Origin of the sequence: Microbacterium sp. NPDC056057 (assembly GCF_042266945.1) — a bacterium.
GTDB lineage: Bacteria > Actinomycetota > Actinomycetes > Actinomycetales > Microbacteriaceae > Microbacterium > Microbacterium trichothecenolyticum_C.
In genome coordinates this window covers 741817-760975 of the sequence record NZ_JBHJWS010000003.1, presented here as the reverse complement: position 1 = coordinate 760975, position 19159 = coordinate 741817, and the positions used below count along the sequence as shown (strand labels likewise).

The 19159-nt window shown below is 70.9% G+C and carries 19 protein-coding genes; 16 read left to right on the top strand and 3 right to left on the bottom strand.

The window, feature by feature from the left end; genetic code table 11:
- Positions 1-5 precede the first annotated feature (5 nt).
- The 3 genes from ACFC1K_RS15515 to ACFC1K_RS15505 are packed head-to-tail and all read left to right on the top strand — an operon-like array spanning position 6 to position 2021.
- On the top strand, positions 6-1100 hold the full coding sequence (locus tag ACFC1K_RS15515; protein ID WP_375872416.1) for an NAD(P)-binding domain-containing protein: 1095 nt from the start codon (positions 6-8) through the stop codon (positions 1098-1100).
- A gap of 10 nt (positions 1101-1110) precedes the next feature.
- Positions 1111-1323: an SCO4848 family membrane protein gene (locus ACFC1K_RS15510; protein ID WP_363431788.1), complete on the top strand. Its 213-nt coding sequence runs from the start codon at positions 1111-1113 to the stop codon at positions 1321-1323.
- Between the two features lie 53 nt (positions 1324-1376).
- Positions 1377-2021 (top strand): NAD(P)H-binding protein, encoded by a 645-nt coding sequence (locus ACFC1K_RS15505; RefSeq protein WP_375872276.1) that lies wholly within the window; start codon positions 1377-1379, stop codon positions 2019-2021.
- Positions 2022-2024: 3 nt separating this feature from the next.
- On the opposite strand, the gene ACFC1K_RS15500 is transcribed toward ACFC1K_RS15505, so the two are convergent.
- Positions 2025-2318, bottom strand: coding sequence for a DUF503 domain-containing protein (locus ACFC1K_RS15500; RefSeq protein WP_310290420.1), 294 nt, complete (start codon positions 2316-2318; stop codon positions 2025-2027).
- Positions 2319-2372: 54 nt separating this feature from the next.
- Between ACFC1K_RS15500 and ACFC1K_RS15495 the strand changes: the two genes are divergently transcribed.
- The 8 genes from ACFC1K_RS15495 (at position 2373) to ACFC1K_RS15460 (ending at position 10594) form a co-directional block, all read left to right on the top strand.
- Positions 2373-3422 carry a zinc-dependent alcohol dehydrogenase family protein gene (locus ACFC1K_RS15495; RefSeq protein WP_375872275.1) on the top strand — a complete coding sequence of 350 codons (1050 nt, stop codon included), beginning with the start codon at positions 2373-2375 and terminating at the stop codon, positions 3420-3422.
- Positions 3423-3537: 115 nt separating this feature from the next.
- Positions 3538-3705, top strand: a complete 168-nt coding sequence (locus ACFC1K_RS15490) for a hypothetical protein (protein ID WP_157005503.1) — start codon at positions 3538-3540, stop codon at positions 3703-3705.
- Positions 3706-3707: 2 nt separating this feature from the next.
- Positions 3708-4484, top strand: a complete 777-nt coding sequence (locus tag ACFC1K_RS15485) for a PH domain-containing protein (RefSeq protein ID WP_375872274.1) — start codon at positions 3708-3710, stop codon at positions 4482-4484.
- 278 nt (positions 4485-4762) lie between these two features.
- Positions 4763-6211 (top strand): 30S ribosomal protein S1, encoded by a 1449-nt coding sequence (gene rpsA / locus ACFC1K_RS15480; protein ID WP_310290426.1) that lies wholly within the window; start codon positions 4763-4765, stop codon positions 6209-6211.
- Between the two features lie 127 nt (positions 6212-6338).
- Positions 6339-6902: a GIY-YIG nuclease family protein gene (locus tag ACFC1K_RS15475; RefSeq protein WP_375872415.1), complete on the top strand. Its 564-nt coding sequence runs from the start codon at positions 6339-6341 to the stop codon at positions 6900-6902.
- A gap of 102 nt (positions 6903-7004) precedes the next feature.
- A complete protein-coding gene (locus tag ACFC1K_RS15470; protein WP_310290430.1) occupies positions 7005-7658 on the top strand; it encodes a hypothetical protein in 654 nt (217 codons plus the stop codon).
- Between the two features lie 99 nt (positions 7659-7757).
- The gene (locus tag ACFC1K_RS15465) at positions 7758-9431 is read left to right on the top strand and encodes a sensor histidine kinase (protein ID WP_375872273.1); all 1674 of its coding nucleotides are present in this window, start codon (positions 7758-7760) and stop codon (positions 9429-9431) included.
- A complete protein-coding gene (locus tag ACFC1K_RS15460; protein WP_375872272.1) occupies positions 9428-10594 on the top strand; it encodes a hypothetical protein in 1167 nt (388 codons plus the stop codon). The genes ACFC1K_RS15465 and ACFC1K_RS15460 overlap by 4 nt, the downstream gene beginning before the upstream one ends.
- Before the next feature lie 30 nt (positions 10595-10624).
- Here the strand turns inward: ACFC1K_RS15460 and ACFC1K_RS15455 are convergent, their stop codons facing one another.
- Positions 10625-11368 (bottom strand): response regulator transcription factor, encoded by a 744-nt coding sequence (locus ACFC1K_RS15455; RefSeq protein ID WP_375872271.1) that lies wholly within the window; start codon positions 11366-11368, stop codon positions 10625-10627.
- A gap of 502 nt (positions 11369-11870) precedes the next feature.
- Here ACFC1K_RS15455 and coaE point away from each other — a divergent pair.
- From coaE to uvrB, 3 genes are all read left to right on the top strand, one after another.
- A complete protein-coding gene (coaE, locus tag ACFC1K_RS15450) occupies positions 11871-12494 on the top strand; it encodes a dephospho-CoA kinase (RefSeq protein WP_375872270.1) in 624 nt (207 codons plus the stop codon).
- Between the two features lie 26 nt (positions 12495-12520).
- Positions 12521-13189 carry a hypothetical protein gene (locus ACFC1K_RS15445; protein WP_375872269.1) on the top strand — a complete coding sequence of 223 codons (669 nt, stop codon included), beginning with the start codon at positions 12521-12523 and terminating at the stop codon, positions 13187-13189.
- A gap of 81 nt (positions 13190-13270) precedes the next feature.
- A complete protein-coding gene (gene uvrB / locus ACFC1K_RS15440) occupies positions 13271-15352 on the top strand; it encodes an excinuclease ABC subunit UvrB (protein WP_375872268.1) in 2082 nt (693 codons plus the stop codon).
- Between the two features lie 30 nt (positions 15353-15382).
- Here uvrB and ACFC1K_RS15435 read toward each other — a convergent pair whose 3' ends face one another.
- Complete coding sequence (locus tag ACFC1K_RS15435; RefSeq protein WP_375872267.1) at positions 15383-15637, bottom strand: hypothetical protein; 255 nt, start codon at positions 15635-15637, stop codon at positions 15383-15385.
- A 43-nt stretch (positions 15638-15680) separates the two neighbouring features.
- Here ACFC1K_RS15435 and ACFC1K_RS15430 point away from each other — a divergent pair, with 43 nt between their 5' ends.
- Together ACFC1K_RS15430 and uvrA are read left to right on the top strand one after the other, a co-directional pair.
- Positions 15681-16124, top strand: coding sequence for a MarR family winged helix-turn-helix transcriptional regulator (locus ACFC1K_RS15430; RefSeq protein ID WP_375872266.1), 444 nt, complete (start codon positions 15681-15683; stop codon positions 16122-16124).
- A gap of 80 nt (positions 16125-16204) precedes the next feature.
- On the top strand, positions 16205-19156 hold the full coding sequence (gene uvrA / locus ACFC1K_RS15425) for an excinuclease ABC subunit UvrA (protein ID WP_375872265.1): 2952 nt from the start codon (positions 16205-16207) through the stop codon (positions 19154-19156).
- Positions 19157-19159 lie beyond the last annotated feature (3 nt).

Sequence of the window (19159 nt, the reverse complement as noted above, 5' to 3'; positions counted from 1 at the left end):
CGGGCATGGAGCCCGCACTCGTCGACGTCGTCGTGATCGGTGCCGGGCAGGCCGGCCTTTCGGCCGCGTATCACCTGCAGCGCCGCGGATTCGTCCCGCTCGAGCGCGCGGACTCCGCGGATCAGACGTTCCTCGTGGTCGACGCGAACCCGGAGCCGGGGGGAGCGTGGCAGCATCGCTGGCCGTCCCTGCGCATGGCGACGGTGAACGGGATCCACGAGCTGCCCGGGTTCGCGGTGCCGCCGGCGGATCCGGCGGCCGCGAGCCGCGACATCCTTCCCGGGTACTTCGCCGAGTACGAGGAGCGCTTCGCTCTCGACGTGCTGCGGCCCGTGCAGGTGAAGGCGGTGCGCCGCGCCGACGACGACCCGAGCGGCCGCCTGGTGGTCGAGACCGACCGCGGCGCATGGGCCGCGCGCTTCGTGATCAACGCGACGGGCACGTGGACGCGTCCGTTCTGGCCGCGGTACCCCGGCCAGGAGCGCTTCCGCGGACGGCAGCTGCATGTCGGCGATTACGTCTCGGCCGAGGAGTTCCGCGGCAAGCGCGTCGTCATCGTGGGCGCCGGCGTCTCGGCGGTCCAGCTGCTGGACGAGATCTCCCACGTCGCCGAGACCTTCTGGGTGACGCGCCGCGAACCGCAGTGGGTCGAAAAGGACTTCGACATCCCGGCCAGGGTGGCCGCCATCGCCGGCGTCGAGGATCGCGTCCGCCGTGGCCTGCCGCCCGGCAGCGTCATCTCGGTGACCGGCATGCACTGGACGCCGTGGGCGCGGGCCGCCGAGGCGCGCGGCGTGCTGGTGCGGCACCCGATGTTCGCCTCGATCGAGGAGGACGGCGTGCGCATGCCCGACGGCACGTTCGAGCGCGCCGACGTCATCCTGTGGGCCACCGGGTTCCGGCCCGCGCTCGACCACCTGGCGCCGCTGCGCCTGCGCACGCCCGAGGGCGGGTTCCGTGTCGAGAACGGGCGCTCGATCGACGAGCCGCGCCTGTTCCTCATCGGCTACGGCCCGTCGCAGTCGACGGTGGGTGCGAACCGCGCGGGCCGTGACGCCGTCCGCGCGATCGTCGCCGACCCCGTCGCGCTCGCCGCATAGGCTCGAACGTGTGACGCTGCTCGCCGTACTGCTGTTCCTGAACGCCGCCTTCAACGTCCTGGTCTGGCCGACGTTCTACCGCCGGGTCGCGAAGGACCCCCGCGCCCACGACGCGCAGGGGAAGGCGACCCGCTTCCTCGTCGTGCACACGGTGCTCATCGCCATCGCGCTGACGCTGGCGGCAGCATCCGTCATCGCGGGCATCGCCGCGCTCGTGGCGTGATGCGCGAGGCAGCCGCCGCGGCGTAGCGTGGAGGGCACGACGAAGGGGGACCCATGGCCCGCATCCTGATCTTCGGCGGCCACGGCCGGGTCGCGCTGCTGCTCGAGCCGCTGCTCGCGGCACAGGGGCACACCGTGACGGCCGTCATCCGCAACGCCGACCACGAGGCAGCAGTCGCGGCGACCGGGGCTCAGCCGCTCGTCGCCGACATCGAGGCGCTCGACGTCGACCAGCTCGAGAACGTGATCGCGGGCAACGACGTCGTCGTCTGGTCCGCGGGGGCCGGCGGGGGCAACCCGTCGCGCACGTACGCGGTCGATCGCGATGCCGCCATCCGCTCGATGGAGGCCGCGCTGGCGGCCGACGTGCTGCGCTACGTGATGGTGTCGTGGGTCGGATCGCGAGCCGACCACGGCATCGAGCCCGACGCGTCGTTCTTCCCGTACGCCGACGCCAAATGGGCGGCCGATGCGCATCTCGCCGCCAGCGCGCTCGACTGGACCATCCTTGCGCCGGGCACGCTCACGCTGGATCCGCCCACCGGGCGCATCGCGCTCGATCCGGCGGACGGCGGCGCTGTGGCGCGCGCCGACGTGGCCGCGGTGATCGCCGCGACCATCGCGGACGACACCACGATCGGCCGGACCATCCGCTTCGGCGCGGGCGACGAGGTCATCGGGCACGCGATCGCGGGCTGAGGCTCAGTCTTCGCTGGAGTGCAGGCCGCGGCGAGCCGACAGCAGCGTCACCTCGGGGTGGTCGGCGACGAGGCGTTCGGCGTGATCGAGCACATCGCGCACGTGGGACGACCCCGACGCCACGATCGAGACGCCGATCCTGGCCCGGCGATGCAGGTCGTGCTCGCCGACCTCGGCGGCGGCCGCCTCGGTGCGCCGGCTCAGGTCGGCGATGAGCGGGCGCAGCACGCTGCGCTTCTCCTTGAGGGAGCGGACGTCGCCGAGCAGCAGGTCGAACTCGATCCACCCGATCCACATGGCTCCATCGTGCCAGCGACCTTCGGCAGGCGCCCGTCGTTCTAGGCTCGTGTCATGCGCGCCACCGTCATCCACGCCGCCCGCGACATCCGTGTCGAGAACGTCCCCGACCCCGTGCTCTCCACCGGCGCCGACGCGATCGTGCGCGTCGTGGCCGCCTGCGTGTGCGGCTCGGACCTCTGGCCGTACCGCGGCGTCACGCCCACGCACGAACCGCACCGCATCGGCCACGAGTTCGTCGGCATCGTCGAGGAGGTGGGCGCCGAGGTCGAGGTCGTGCGCCCCGGCGACTTCGTGATCGCGCCGTTCTACGTGTGCGACGGCACCTGCGCGAACTGCCGCAACGGCGTGAGCACGTCGTGCCTCACCGGCGGGTGGTGGGGCTCCGACGACCGCTTCGGCGGCTTCGCCGACGGCGGTCAGGGGGAGCGCGTGCGCGTCCCGCTCGCCGACGGCACCCTCGCCGTCGTTCCCGGCCCCGTGGCGGATGCAGAGGTTCCGGGCCTGCTGACCCTCAGCGACGTCATGGGAACCGGCCACCACGCCGCGGTCTCCGCAGGCGTCGGTCCGGGCGATTCGGTCGCCGTCGTGGGCGACGGCGCGGTCGGTCTCTGCGCGATCATCGCGGCCAAGCGCCTCGGAGCCACCACGATCATCGCGATGTCGCGGCACCCGCAGCGGCAGGCGCTGGCGCGCGAGTTCGGGGCGACGCACATCGTGGAGGAGCGGGGCGACGCCGGCATCGAGGCGGTGCGCGCGCTCACCGGCGGCATCGGCGCCGACCGCGTGCTCGAGTGCGTCGGCACCAAGGAGTCGATGGACCAGGCACTGCGCTCGACCCGCCCCGGCGGGATGGTCGGCTATGTGGGCGTGCCCAACGGCGGACCCGAGCTGCCGGTGCGGCAGATGTTCAACCGCAACGTGGGCGTCAACGGCGGCGTCGCGCCGGTGCGCGGGTACATCGAAGAGCTGCTCCCCGACGTCCGCTCGGGCGCGATCGCGCCGGGCCGCGTGTTCGACCTCGAACTCCCGCTCGAGGACGCCGCCGAGGCCTATGCTGCGATGGACGAGCGCCGCGCGACGAAGGTGCTGCTGCGGCCCTGATCGCGTCGCGCGGCATGCCGGAACACCGGGCCGCGATTCGCGACGCGCCCGCGCGCCTGCGTGTGGGAGGGTGTTCGTGCGGTAGAACAGCAGGAAGTCGAAGGGAACCCGGACCGTGAAGCTGATCAAGCGCATCGTCGTGGTGCTCGTCATCGCGTTCGCGGCGTTCTACCTCATCACCCGCCCGCAGGACGCGGCGAACGCGGTGCAGGGCGCGGTCGGCGCCGTCTGGGGCGCCGGTGTCGCCGTGGTCGACTTCTTGACGGCTCTCGCACAGGGCTGAGCATGTTCGATCCGCGGATCGAGAAGCACCTGATCTCGGATCAGGGAGAGCACGTCGTCGACGAGGTCCGCAAGCACTGGGCCGCCACGGTCTCGGCGGTGCTCGAGCTGTTCGGCGGCATCATCGTGCTCCTGCTCACGCTGTTCGTGCCGGCGCAGGCCTGGTGGGTGCCGGCGCTGCTCGGCGGCGCGGTGACCGTGCACGCGATCTGGCGGATCTTCGAGCAGCACACCGACCGGTTCGTCATCACCAACATGCGGGTCTTCCGCGTGCACGGCATCCTGTCGCAGCGCATCGCTACCATGCCCCTCGCGCGCATCCTCGACATCTCCGTCTACAAGCCCCTCGTCGGCCGCATCTTCGGCTACGGCCACTTCGTCTTCGAGTCCGCCGCACAGGAGCAGGGTCTTCGCGAGATCAAGTACGTCGGCGATCCCGACCAGCGCGGGCTCACGATCCAGCGCGTGATCCAGCAGGCGGGCCTCCGCGGCGCGGCCGGGCGAGGCGACCAGCTCGCCGGGGCGCCCTTCGTCTCACCGCCGCCCCAGCCGGAGCCCGCGCCATCCATCACCGTCGTGCCGGTCTCCGACGAGCGCAACCCGACCGCTCCGGTTCCCGAAGTGCGGCGCGGCTCCACGACATCGGGGTGGGACTGGCTCGCAGACGCGCAGCGCCGCGAGGACGAGCGGCTGGCTCAACTGCGCGGAGAGGTGACCGCCTCGCCGGCGCCCTTCGACCCCGACCGCACGAACACCGCGCCGATCGAGCTTCCCCGCTGATCCGAACGGGATGCTGCGGCCCCGCGTGGGCGGGCAGATCGGGGCCATCGGGAACATCGCGAGCGACCCGGTCGTTCTGATACCCTGGAGCGTCACTCGTGTGGCTGTTTCGCCACGCCTGAGTGCCGGTTCGCGCCGGTGACCGGATCCGCAAGGGTCCGAGTGGCATCGCAAGAAAATCCGCTTCGCCTCGGCTCGAGGCATCCGTTCGCGCTCGCGCGGGGGAGCCGCAGAGAGCCGGAGCCCGACACACAACCCCTACAAGGACAACCCACTACATGACTACCGCAACGACCGCCCCGGCCACCAAGCAGGTCGCGATCAACGACATCGGATCTGCCGAGGACTTCCTGGCCGCGGTCGAGAAGACTCTGAAGTTCTTCAACGACGGCGACCTCATCGAGGGCACCGTGGTGAAGATCGACCGCGACGAGGTGCTCCTCGACGTCGGTTACAAGACCGAGGGCGTCATCCCCTCGCGTGAGCTTTCCATCAAGCACGACGTCGACCCCAACGAGGTCGTCAAGGTCGGCGACGAGGTCGAAGCCCTCGTTCTCCAGAAGGAGGACAAGGAAGGCCGCCTCATCCTCTCCAAGAAGCGCGCGCAGTACGAGCGTGCGTGGGGCGACGTCGAGAAGATCAAGGAGAACGACGGTGTGGTCACCGGCTCCGTGATCGAGGTCGTCAAGGGTGGTCTGATCGTCGACATCGGCCTGCGTGGCTTCCTCCCCGCTTCGCTCATCGAGCTCCGCCGCGTCCGCGACCTCACGCCGTACCTCGGCCAGGAGATCGAGGCGAAGATCCTCGAGCTCGACAAGAACCGCAACAACGTCGTGCTGTCGCGCCGCGCCCTGCTCGAGCAGACGCAGTCCGAGTCGCGCACCACGTTCCTCAACAACCTCCACAAGGGCCAGGTCCGCAAGGGCACGGTCTCGTCGATCGTCAACTTCGGTGCGTTCGTCGACCTCGGTGGCGTCGACGGTCTCGTCCACGTCTCGGAGCTCTCGTGGAAGCACATCGAGCACGCGTCCGAGGTCGTCGAGGTCGGCCAGGAGGTCACCGTCGAGATCCTCGAGGTGGACCTCGACCGCGAGCGCGTCTCGCTGTCGCTCAAGGCGACGCAGGAGGACCCCTGGCAGGTCTTCGCCCGCACCCACGCGATCGGTCAGGTCGCGCCGGGCAAGGTCACCAAGCTCGTTCCGTTCGGTGCGTTCGTGCGCGTCGCGGACGGCATCGAGGGCCTCGTGCACATCTCGGAGCTGTCGGGCAAGCACGTCGAGCTCGCCGAGCAGGTCGTGTCGGTCGGCGAAGAGGTCTTCGTCAAGATCATCGACATCGACCTCGAGCGTCGCCGCATCTCGCTCTCGCTCAAGCAGGCGAACGAGTCGGTCGACCCGAACGGCACCGAGTTCGACCCGGCCCTCTACGGCATGGTCACCGAGTACGACGAGCACGGCGAGTACAAGTACCCGGAGGGCTTCGACCCCGAGACCAACGCGTGGCTCGAAGGCTTCGACGAGCAGCGCGAGAAGTGGGAGCAGGAGTACGCTGCCGCCCACGCTCGCTGGGAGGCCCACAAGGCCGCCGTCACCAAGGCTCTCGAGGCCGAGGCGAACGCTCCCGTCGAGACCGGCTCGTCCAGCTTCTCGTCCGACAGCAGCCCCGTGGGCACGCTGGCCGACGACGAGGCACTCGCAGCTCTGCGCGAGAAGCTCTCGGGTCGTTGATCCTGAGCTGAGCCGCCTGGTTCGCTGAACCGCCTGGTTCGAAAGGCCGCCACCACCGCTTCGGCGGGGTGGCGGCCTTTCGCGCATCGCGGGCGTCGGAGGTCGCAGGTACGGTCGCCCTGTGCCCATGACTCCTCCCGCCTCTCGATGTCTTGTGGACGACGACGGATGCCGCGGCCCTGTGCACGCCGATGCTCCGGTCGCGCTGTGCGAGGCGCACCTCGCGGCGGCAGGGGAGTGGGCAGACGCCCAGTACGGCGTCACCGACGCGCTGCCCTCGTCGTGCCGCCTGTGCGGCTCGCGGCTCGGGGTCCGCTACCCATCGGGCTGGCTGTGCGCGGTGTGCGAGTGGCGCTACGGCGACCTGCCCGACGACGACATCGCACCGCCGCGCGTCGACGTCGTGTACTACCTCCGCTACGACGACCGCGTGAAGATCGGGACGAGCGGGAATCCACGGCAGCGCTTCGGCGCCATCTGGCATGACGAGCTGCTGGCGTTCGAGCGCGGCGGGCGCGCGCTCGAGCAGCGCCGGCACGTGCAGTTCGCGGCCGACCGGTTCCCGGGCACCGAGTGGTTCCGCCGCTCCGACGCGCTCATCGCGCACATCGCCGTGCTCGCCGCCGGGGTCGATGATCCGTGGCAGCTCCACGCGCGGTGGCTGAGCGAGGCGCTCGCGGCGCGCGGGTGACGCTGTACGCTCTGCGAGAACCGCGGCGGATCCTCCAGCGCCTTCGGAGGAAGCGCGCCTAGCGTGAGGATCCATTCGCACTCGCAGACGACGGAGCAGCACATGGGATTCCTCGACCGACTGTTCGGAAGCACGGATGACGCGCGCCAGGCGCCGCCCGTCCCGCAGAACCGCGACGGCGCGCAGGGGCCGGGCATGCAGCCGCCCCGGAGCGAGGACGAGATCGCGATCGAGCGCTACCGGTACCTCCTGAAAACAGCACCGCCCGAGACGATCGAGCAGGTGCATGCCGAGGCCTTCGCGAAGCTCACCGAGCCGCAGCGCCAGCAGGTGCTCGCCGAGCTCTCGGCGGGTCTCCCTCCGCAGGAGCAGCCGCGCTCGACCGATCCGCAGGCGATGGCCCGCGCGGCGACCCGTGCCGAGTACACCAACCCGGGGTTCATGGAGCGCACGCTCGGCCCCCAGCGCCAAGGCCCCTCCTTCGGCTCGATGCTCGGCTCGTCGATCCTCGGAACGGTGGTCGGCTACGTCATCGGCTCGGCCCTGGTGAGCTCGTTCCTCGCGCCCGGCTTCGCGTACGACCAGGGCTACGAAGACGGCTCCAGCGCCGACGGCGGCTCGGGCGAGACCGGCGCCGCGGACGCCGGCGCGGACTCCGGGGCGGGTTGGGGCGGCGACCCGGGTTCGGGCTGGGGCGGCGACGCCGCAGCCGGCGACATGGGCGGAATCGGGGACTTCGGCGACTTCGGGTTCTGACCCCGCACCCGCGGATCCGACCCCTCGTTCCCGCGCCCGGTGGACGGCAGCGAGCGCGCCGTCCGGCCACAGGGGCGCGGCATCCGTTACCGTCGCGGTATGACCGCCGCGACGCCGGGCGAGCCGGGTGCGCCAGCGGCGCGTTCCCGCACGGGCGGGACCGCGCCGGAGGGAGCCGACCGCATGCGTGGCCGCACCGCGATGCTGAACCAGCTGCTGCTGGCCGCGGTCGTGTTCGTGCTCGGTGTGCTCGTCGCGATCGGGCCCTTCGGCGGCGAGCCGGTGCTGTTCTTCCTCGGGGTCGTCCTCGTGGTGGCGGTGACGGCTGCCACGCTCGTGGTGCCCTGGGGTCGGCTGCGGTACGGGTGGGTCGCGGTGGTCCCCGCCATCGACATCATCGCCATCACCCTCATGCAGGTCGCCGCGCCCGACACGGTGCTGGGGCTGCTGTGGATCTTCCCCGCGACATGGCTCGCCGGCGGGTTCGGCCTCCTCGGCCTCTTCGGCGTGATCGTGGCCATCGCGGGGATCGTCAGCGTGCTCACGGCGCTCAGCGCCACCGAGGTCACGTACCGGACGTTGCTGCTGCCGCTGGTGATCGTCGCGGTCGCCGCTACGAGTCACCTCAACGCGCGCCGGTCGGATGCGCAACGGATGCTGCTGGCCAAGCAGTCGGCGCTGCTGGCGAGCGTGCTCGCGCGCACCCGGCGCCAGGAGCAAGTCGTCACGGAGGTGCTGGACGCCGTCGACTTCGGGGTGGTGCGCATGGGAACGAGCGGCGGCGTCGCGGTCACGAACGAGGCGCACGGCAAGCTCCTGCAGGGATTCGAGCTCGACCCCGACGGCATCGAGGTGCCGGCATTCCGTGACGACGGCACCTCGCCGCTGCCGCCCGACGAGCTCCCCCTCGAACGCGCGCGCCGCGGGGAGGCGTTCGACGACCAGGTCGTCTGGTTCGGGGCCGAGCCCGGACCGCGCCGCGCGCTCACGATCACTGCCCGTCGCCTCATCGACCCCGACGGCGGCGACGCGGGTGCGGTGGTCGTCTCGCGCGACGTGACCGCCGAGCTCAGCGCCCTTCGCGCGCGCGACGACCTCGTGGCCTCGGTGTCGCACGAGCTGCGGACCCCGCTCACCTCGATCCTGGGCTACCTCGACCTCGCCATCGAGGATCCCGACACCCCCGACGCGGTGCGGGCCAGCCTCGACGTGGCCGAGCGCAACGCCGAGCGCCTGCTGCGCATCGTCGCCGACATCCTCGCGGCGTCGAGTTCGTCGCCGTCGTCGGTCGAGGCATCCCTCGCCCCGCAGCTCCTCGACGCGCGCGACCTCATGCGCGGCGCCGCGGCCGACGCCCTCCCGCGGGCCGCGGCACGGGCGATCACGATCGACGAGACGGGCCTCGAGCCCGCGAACGCGTGGGCCGACCCGCTGCGCCTGCGCCAGGTCGTGGACAACCTCGTGTCGAACGCCATCGCCTACAACAAGGACGGCGGCACGGTGTTCGTCGGCACGACGACGGATGGCACGTCGAGCTGGATCCTGGTGCGCGACACCGGCGTCGGCATCTCGGACGCGGACCGCTCGCGGCTCTTCCAGCGGTACTACAAGGCGGGCGGCGAGCGCAGATCGGGCACCGGTCTCGGCCTCGCCATCACCCGTGACATCGTGCGCGCGCACGGCGGCGAGCTCGCGCTGCACAGCGCGCCCGGCGTCGGGTCGACCTTCATCGTGAAGCTGCCCGCCATCGGCCCGGAAGGAGAAGAACGATGACCCTCGATCTGGCGAGCGTGCTCATCATGACCGCTCTGGTCGTCAACGTCAGCGGCGTGCTGTTCATCCTCGAGACGCTGCTGCGACGGGACGAGGGCGCGGGGCGCATCTGGTCGATCGCGTTCCTCGCGGCGATGCTCACCACACTCGCATACACGATCTGGGTGCAGTCGGAGGGCGCGTGGTGGGCCATCGCCGTCGGCAACGCGGCCTTCGTCGCGGGCACCGGCTGCATGTGGCTGGGATGCCGCCGCTTCAACCGCCGCGACATGCGCTGGTCCTCGATCCTCGTCGCCGTGGCGGTGGCCGCCGCCGCCACGGCGGTCGCGATCGAGGGGGAGGCCGGCGGCGACTGGGCCGGCGCGCTGTGGATGTTCGTGCCGCTGCTCTGCTTCGCCGGCGCGGGCGCCGTGGAGTGCCTCCGCGGCGACATGCGGGAGTCGCGCACGGCGTGGGTGCTCGGGGCGGTCCTCGGATTCCAGTCACTGTACTACGTGTCGCGCACGACGGCGTTCGTGACCTCGGGCCCCGACAGCGCCCTGTTCCAGGCGGCGTTCGGCACGATCAGCACGAGTTACCTCACGGTGACGCTCACGATCGTCGCAGTCGTCGTCACCTCGGTGCTGCGGGCGAGCCGCGCGCCGATGCGCGGCTACCTGCGCGAGACACAGGCCGTGGACGAGGAGCAGGGCATCCTCTCGGAGGGCTCCTTCGCCGTCGTGCTCGAGGGCATGTGCCGGCGCGCCGAGCGCCGGTTCGAGCCGATCGCGGTGACCGCCGTGCGCCTGGACGACCTCGACCAGATCTCCACGGCGTTCGGCAGCGACGTCGCCGGAGCGTTGGCGGCGACGTGGCGCACCGGCGTGCGCCACCACGCGCCGACGAACGCCGTCGTGGGTCAGGACGGCCACACCGGGCTCGTCGTCGGGATCGCGGTGGCGTCCTCGCAGGAGGCGCGCCGGCAGGCGGGCGCGATCTACCGCGGCCTCTTCGACGACCTGGGCAAGGTCGGCGGGGGAGTGATCCCCGTGGTCGGCGTCGGCGTCGCGCTCAGCGAGACGGCAGGCTACGACCCCGCTGAGCTCATGCGCGTCGCGCGCGAGGCAGCGAGCCGTGCGGCCGCGAACGTGGAGACCTCGGTGCTCGTCGACGAGGGCGATTAGCGGCATCCGTCCGCCGCTTCGGAGCCTCCGTCAGGCGGTGAGCCGGTAGCCGACCCCGCGTACGGTCTCGATCCACCGCGGCTGCGCGGGCGACTCGCCGAGCTTGCGACGAAGGTTCGCCATGTGCACCTCGATCGCCCGGGCGTCGCTGTCGGAGACGAAGTCGCTGACGGCGTACTGGTCGCCGCGGAGCATGAGGGCGAGATCGGACTTCGCCCGCACGCGCCGGCCGGCTACGAGCAGGTCGGCGAGGATGTCGAACTCGCTGCGCGTCAGCTCGACATCCTCTTCGTCGACGGTGACGAGGTGGGTCGAGGCGTTCAGGCGCAGCCCGTGGTGCTCGAGCCACACGCCGTCGGGCGGCCCGTTCTCGCTCACGGCGTCGAGGTCGGCGGGCGCCACATGCCGCGGCCGGCGCAGCATGGCGTCGATGCGGGCGCGCAGCTCACGAGGGCGGAAGGGCTTGGCGACGTAGTCGTCGGCCCCCGCCTCGAGTCCCTGGAGCGCGTCGATCTCCTCGGTGCGGGCGCTGAGCATCACGATGTACGTGGAGCTGATGGCCCGGATGCGCTTGGCCGTCTCGAAGCCGTCCATCCCGGGCATGTTCACGTCGAGCGTGGTCACCAGCGGGCGGTGCTCGCGCACGAGTTCGACGCCGTCCGCACCGTTGGCCGCGCCGTGCACTTCGAAGCCCGCCTGGGCGAGCACGGTCGACAGGAGAGAACGGATGTCCGCTTCATCCTCGATCACGACCGCGACGCGCGCTTCTTCCACCGATGCACCCTCCGGGTCCGGTGCTGTCGACGGACCCTGGACGTCGGTCATGATATCCCAGAACGCGCTCCGGAACGGGTGCGGCAGGCCGTCGATCACGGGACGCGACCGTACGCGGGACGGGCCAGGGAGCTGTGCTCGCGTGCGTCCGCCACCCCGCCGGTCCGGCGGGCCGCGCGTAGGGCGGGAGATATCCCCATATCCCGCCCTGCGCGCGTCCTCCGTGCACGGACCTGAGCCGCTGTCGTCCCCACGCGCGCGGCCTGTCCGTACCTCAGGATGATCGGGCTGGTGCAGCGGGGCGGAGTCACGTCGGTCGCCACGATGTCGCGTCCGGCGCTCATCTCCCGCCCTCCCCAGTGCCACACGGGTTGATCTGTCCTTCGGGTGCCCCGAGGCTACCTCCGGTGCCTCAACGCCCGCTCAGGCCCGCCTCAGGAACCGCGCAGGCTTGCAGGCGCCCGCGACACTCCGTTCCGGCGCGGCGTGGCATGCTCGAACCATGCCGCTCGTCGCCCTCACCGGAGGCATCGCCTCCGGAAAGTCCACGATCGCCCGTCGCCTGGCCGAGCACGGCGCGGTCGTCGTCGACGCGGATCAGCTGGTCCGCGAGGTGCAGCAGCCCGGCTCGCCCGTGCTGGCCGCGATCGCCGAGACCTTCGGGGAACGGATGCTGCGCCCCGACGGATCCCTGGACCGCGCCGCCCTCGGCAGCCGGGTGTTCGGCGACGACGCGGCGATCGCAGAGCTCAACCGGATCGTCCACCCCGCCGTCCGCGCCGAGTCCGCGCGTCGATTCGAGGAGGCGTTCACCGCGGATCCCGACACGGTCGTGGTCTACGACGTGCCGCTCCTCGTCGAGGCGCGCGTCGACGACCCCTGGCAGCTCATCGTGGTCGCGCACGCGCCCGAGGACGTCCGCCGTCGCCGCCTCGTCGAGCTGCGCGGCATGACCGAAGCCGACGCGAGCGCCCGTCTCGCGTCGCAGGTGCCCGACGAGGCCCGCCTGCGGATCGCCGATGTCGTCATCGACACCGCGGGCTCGCTCGAGACCACCCGGCGCCAGGTCGACGCGCTGTGGGAGTCGCTCGACGCGCACATCGCGCAGCGCGCCGCGCGCTCGTAGTCTGGAGTCGGATCGAGGAGGTTCCGATGGCCGTGTTCTCGAGGTTCCGCCGTCGTCGCAAGACGCCGTACGGTGCGACGACCGAGGAGGAGCGCATCGCGCGGTACGTCTATCTCCTCAACACCCTGCCCGCGTCCGTGATCGAGAGCGCCCACGCGTCCGCCTTCGCCGACGTGCCGCCGGAGCGCCGGCGCGAGATGTTCGAGCAGCTGCGGCCGTTCCTCGCGGACTCGGAGCGCGACGCGGCCGCGGAGGACCCGACGGTGATCGCACGGCTCGTCCGCCGTGCCGAGGAGCACCAGGCGCGCCGCGCCGAGAGCAGGGGAGCGGATGCTGCGACCCAGGCCGCGGCCGACCCCGCTCGCACGGCGGTCGGGGCCCTCGACCGCGACCCGCGCGACGACGTCGACGTGCGCTCGATGCTCGTGAACGCCGGCGCGCTGGCCATCGTGGCGAACCAGTTCCTGCTGTCGAGCTCGGTGGCCGCGTACTACACGGTCGGCGCCGGATCCCTGCAGCTCGGCGACAGCCCGGCGTGGATCGGCGACACGTACGACCCCGGCTCGGGCGGCTACGACGGCGGCGGTGGCGGGTTCGACGGCGGCGGCGGGTTCGACGGGGGCGGTTTCGGCGGCGGATACGACGCCGGTGGCTTCGGTGGAGGATTCGACGGCGGCGGGGGCTTCGGCGGCTGACTCCCGCGCGGACCGCGGGCCGAGGCATCCGCTCCTCGCGAACGCCGCCCCGATGTCGGAGGTCGCGCCTACGCTGGATTGGTGCAGACCACACGATCCGTTCGGCCGTTCGAGGTCGTGAGCGAATACGAGCCGTCGGGCGACCAGCCCCAGGCGATCGCGCAGCTGGCGGCGCGCATCAACGCCGGCGAGACCGACGTCGTGCTGCTCGGGGCGACCGGTACCGGCAAGTCGGCGACGACGGCGTGGCTCGTCGAGGCCGTGCAGCGCCCCACCCTCGTGCTCGCGCACAACAAGACCCTGGCCGCACAGCTGGCGAACGAGTTCCGCGAGCTCATGCCGCACAACGCGGTGGAGTACTTCGTCAGCTACTACGACTACTACCAGCCCGAGGCCTACGTCCCGCAGACCGACACCTTCATCGAGAAGGACTCGTCGGTCAACGCCGAGGTCGAGCGGCTTCGCCACTCGACGACCAACTCGCTGCTCAGCCGCCGCGATGTCATCGTGGTGAGCACGGTGTCGTGCATCTACGGCCTCGGGGCCCCCGACGAGTACCTGCGCGCGATGGTGGCGCTGCAGGTGGGCGAGGTCTACGACCGCGACGCGCTCATCCGCAAGTTCATCGCGATGCAGTACAACCGCAATGACGTGGACTTCTCGCGCGGCAACTTCCGCGTGCGCGGCGACACCATCGAGATCATCCCGGTCTACGAGGAGTACGCGATCCGCATCGAGATGTTCGGCGACGAGATCGAGGCGCTGTTCATGCTCCACCCGCTGACGGGCGATGTGGTGCAGCGGCTCGACAGCGTGCCGATCTTCCCGGCGTCGCACTACGTCGCCGGCACCGAGACGGTGCAGCGCGCGATCGGCACGATCGAAGACGAGCTCGCCGATCGATTGAAGGAGCTCGAGTCGCAGAACAAGCTGCTCGAGGCGCAGCGCCTGCGCATGCGCACCTCGTTCGACCTCGAGATGCTGCAGCAGCTCGGGTTCTGCTCGGGCATCGAGAACTACTCGCGACACATGGACGGGCGCGAGCCGGGCGAGCCGCCGCACACGCTGCTCGACTTCTTCCCCGACGACTTCCTCATGGTGATCGACGAGTCGCACGTCACCGTCCCACAGATCGGGGCGATGTACGAGGGGGACGCCTCGCGCAAGCGCACCCTCGTCGAGCACGGGTTCCGGCTGCCGAGCGCGCTCGACAACCGGCCGCTGCGGTGGGACGAGTTCAAGGACCGCGTCGGGCAGACGGTCTACCTGTCGGCCACCCCGGGCCGGTACGAGATGGGCATCGCCGACGGTGTCGTCGAGCAGATCATCCGCCCGACGGGCCTGGTCGACCCCGAGATCGTCGTGAAGCCGTCGAAGGGGCAGATCGACGACCTGCTCGAAGAGATCCGCCTCCGCGTCGAGCGCGACGAGCGCGTGCTCGTCACGACGCTCACGAAGAAGATGGCGGAAGAGCTCACCGACTTCCTCGGCGAGCACGGCGTGCGCGTGCGCTACCTGCACTCCGACGTCGACACGCTGCGCCGCGTCGAGCTGCTCAGCGAGCTGAGAGCCGGCGTCTACGACGTGCTGGTCGGCATCAACCTCCTGCGCGAGGGCCTCGACCTGCCCGAGGTCTCGCTCGTGTCGATCCTCGACGCCGACAAGGAGGGGTTCCTCCGCAGCGGCACCTCGCTCATCCAGACGATCGGTCGCGCGGCCCGCAACGTCTCGGGTCAGGTGCACATGTACGCCGACACGGTGACCGACTCGATGGCCAAGGCCATCGAAGAGACCGATCGTCGTCGCGAGAAGCAGATCGCCTACAACACCGCCAACGGCATCGAACCGCAGGCGCTGCGCAAGCGCATCGCCGACATCACCGAGGTGCTCGCGCGCGAGGCGTCCGACACGGATCGGATGCTGCGGGGCAAGGCCGCGGCGAAGACCAAGTCCGGCATGGGCAAGAGCCCGACCCCGCAGCTGCGGCGCGAAGGCATCGCAGCCGAGGGGGCGGAGCAGCTCGAGGCGACCATCGCCGATCTCAGCCAGCAGATGCTCGCAGCGGCCGGGGAGCTGAAGTTCGAGCTCGCCGCGCGGTTGCGCGACGAGGTGCAGGACCTCAAGAAGGAGCTGCGCGCCATGGAGCGCGCAGGCCACGCCTGACCTTCGACGTCGCTCAGGGGCCACCCAGGGCTACGGGCAGTGCATGAGGGGCTTGGGTCCCGTGCGGTCGAACGTGTGCTGCGAGATCGGCGCGCCGCAGAGCGGGCACGCGCGCTCGGCCCGTTCCGCCTGGCTCGGCGGGGGAGTCGTCTCGTAGGGGCCGACGGCGGCGGGCCCGGCGACGCGGATGAGGTTCGTATTGAGGAACGCGTACCAGCCCCCGGCTTCGCGCACGCGCTCGCGGAGCGGACGACGGCCGGGGGTGGGGGCATCCATGTCTGGCATGTTCCTTAGTGTACTAATGATTAGTGGGCGATAGGATCATCGGGTGACGAACGCCGAACTCAGCCCCGACGACCTGCTCGCGCTCGACAACCAGGTGTGCTTCGCGCTGGTGACCGCGGCGCGCAACGTCGTCGCGCTGTACCGGCCGATCCTCGAGCCGCTCGGCCTCACGCATCCGCAGTACCTCGTCATGCTCGCGCTGTGGGAGCGGTCGCCCCGCTCGCTGCGCGAGCTCGCCGCCGAGCTCGCCCTGGAGCCGGCGACCCTGTCGCCCCTGGTGAAGCGCCTCGAGGCGCAGGACCTCGTCACCCGCTCGCGTCGTGACGACGACGAGCGGGTACTCGACGTCCGCCTGACGGAGGCCGGCCGGCGTCTGCGTGCGCAGGCGCTGGAGGTTCCCGGCAAGGTGATGGCGAGTGTGGGGACGGATGCCGCGGCGCTTCTCGTGCTCCGCGACGCACTGCAGCCCTTCGCCGGCGCTCGCTGAAGGGCCGCTCGGTCCCGCGTCTTCGCCCACGGCGAACGGCTCCCAGCCCCCGTGTCGGAGGCCCCACCTAGACTTGTCGGGTGCCCATCGTCCCTGTCGCCCTGCCCGCAAACATGCCCGGAAACTCCGTCGGCGGTAGCAGCGGAAAGCTCAGCGTCCGCGGTGCCCGCGTGCACAACCTCAAGGATGTCGACCTCGACATCCCGCGCGATTCGCTCGTCGTCTTCACCGGCCTCTCCGGCTCGGGCAAGTCGAGCCTGGCGTTCGACACGATCTTCGCCGAGGGCCAGCGCCGCTACGTCGAGTCGCTGAGCGCGTACGCGCGGCAGTTCCTGGGGCAGGTCGACCGTCCCGATGTCGACTTCATCGAGGGTCTCAGTCCCGCCGTCTCGATCGACCAGAAGTCCACGAACCGCAACCCGCGGTCGACGGTCGGCACGATCACCGAGATCCACGACTACATGCGCCTGCTGTGGGCGCGCATCGGCGTGCCCCACTGTCCCGACTGCGGCGCCGTGATCCAGCGCCAGACGGTGCAGCAGATCGCCGACCAGCTCATGGAGCTGCCCGAGCGCACGCGCTACCAGATCGTCGCCCCCGTCGTCTCGCAGAAGAAGGGCGAGTTCGTCGACCTCTTCAAGGAGCTCGGCGCGAAGGGCTACGCCCGGGCCATCGTCGACGGCGAGCTGATCCAGCTCGCCGAGCCGCCGGCGCTCAAGAAGAGCTACAAGCACGACATCGCGGTCGTGGTCGACCGTCTCGTGGCGGCTCCCGGCATCCTGGACCGCGTCACCGACTCCGTCGAGACCGCGCTGTCGCTCGCGGGCGGCGTCGTGCAGGTCAACTTCGTCGACGAAGAGGGGGATGCCGCGTGGCAGTCCTTCTCCGAGAAGCTCGCGTGCCCGAACGGCCACCCGCTCCAGCTCACCGAGATCGAGCCGCGCACGTTCTCGTTCAACGCGCCGTTCGGTGCGTGCCCCGCGTGCTCGGGCCTCGGGACGCGCATGTCGGTCGACGTCGAGCTCATGCTGGGCGACGAGGACCTGTCGATCCGCGAGGGCGTCCTCATCCCCTGGACGACGCAGGGCAAGGGCCTCTTCCAGTACTACGAGCGCCTGCTCGAAGGACTTGCGGCTGACCTGGCCTTCTCGCTCGACACGCCGTGGAAGCGCCTCCCGTCCGAGGTGCGCGAGGCGGTGCTGCGCGGTGAGAACTACAAGGTCACGGTCAAGTGGAAGAACCGCTACGGCCGAGAGATGCGCTACTCGTCGGGCTTCGAGGGCGTCGTGCCCTACATCGAGCGGCAGTACACGCAGGCCGAGTCCGACACGCAGCGCCAGCGCTGGTCGGAGTACCTCCGCGAGGTGCCGTGCCCGGTGTGCGACGGCGCCCGGCTCAAGCCCGAGGTGCTGGCCGTGCAGGTGCACGGGCATTCCATCGCGGATGCCTCGCGCCTGAGCCTGGGCGAGGCGCGGGAGTACTTCGCGAAGCTGACGCTCACCGAGCGCGAGGCGACGATCGCCGCGCAGGTGCTGCGCGAGATCCGCCTCCGGCTGGACTTCCTGATCCGCGTCGGCCTCGACTACCTGAGCCTGAGCCGCGCCGCGGCGACGCTCTCGGGCGGCGAGGCTCAGCGCATCCGGCTCGCGACCCAGATCGGCTCCGGCCTGACCGGCGTGCTGTACGTGCTCGACGAGCCGTCGATCGGCCTCCACCAGCGCGACAACCGCCGCCTCATCGAGACCCTCGTGGCGCTGCGCGACCTCGGCAACACGCTCATCGTCGTCGAGCACGACGAGGAGACGATCCACGCCGCGGACTGGGTGGTCGACATCGGCCCCGGCGCGGGCGTCAACGGCGGCGAGGTCGTGCACTCCGGCCCGATCGGCGAGCTCCTCGCCGACCCCGACTCGATCACCGGCGACTACCTGTCGGGCCGCCGCTCCATCCCCACCCCCAAGAAGCGCCGCAAGATCGACAAGAAGCGTCAGGTGTCGGTCGTCGGCGCGCGCGAGAACAACCTCAAGAACGTGACGGTCGACTTCCCGCTCGGCGTGCTCACCGCGGTCACCGGCGTCAGCGGCTCGGGCAAGTCCTCGCTGGTGAACGGCATCCTGTACCAGGTCCTCGCGACGCGTCTCAACGGCGCCCGCCGGGTCGCCGGCAAGCACACGCGCGTGACCGGGCTCGACAACCTCGACAAGGTCGTGCACGTCGACCAGGCGCCGATCGGCCGCACGCCGCGGTCGAACCCGGCGACCTACACCGGGGTCTTCGACCGCATCCGCACGCTGTTCAGCGAGACGCCCGAGGCCAAGGTGCGCGGCTACCAGCCCGGGCGCTTCAGCTTCAACGTCAAGGGCGGCCGCTGCGAGGCGTGCTCGGGCGACGGCACCATCAAGATCGAGATGAACTTCCTGCCCGACGTGTACGTCGACTGCGAGGTGTGCCACGGTGCGCGGTACAACCGCGACACGCTCGCGGTGCACTACAAGGGCAAGAACATCGCCGAGGTGCTCGAGATGCCGATCGCCGAGGCGGCGGAGTTCTTCGAGCCCATCCAAGCGATCCACCGCTACCTGAAGACGCTCGTCGACGTGGGCCTCGGCTACGTCCGACTCGGCCAGTCCGCGACGACGCTCTCGGGCGGCGAGGCGCAACGCGTGAAGCTCGCCACCGAGCTGCAGCGGCGCACGAACGGCCGGTCGATCTACGTGCTCGACGAGCCGACGACGGGTCTGCACTTCGAAGACGTGCGCAAGCTCCTCGAGGTGCTGAACGGACTCGTCGACAAGGGCAACACCGTCATCGTGATCGAGCACAACCTCGATGTCATCAAGTCCTCCGACTGGGTGATCGATCTCGGTCCCGAGGGCGGTTCGGGCGGCGGCCAGGTGATCGCGACGGGCACGCCCGAGCAGGTCGCGCGTGCCGAGGGCAGCCACACCGGCGCGTTCCTCGCCGAGGTGCTGGGGCTCCGCGCCCCCACGCACGCGGTCACCGAGCTCGTCGAGGCCCGCAAGGCCGGCTGAGCC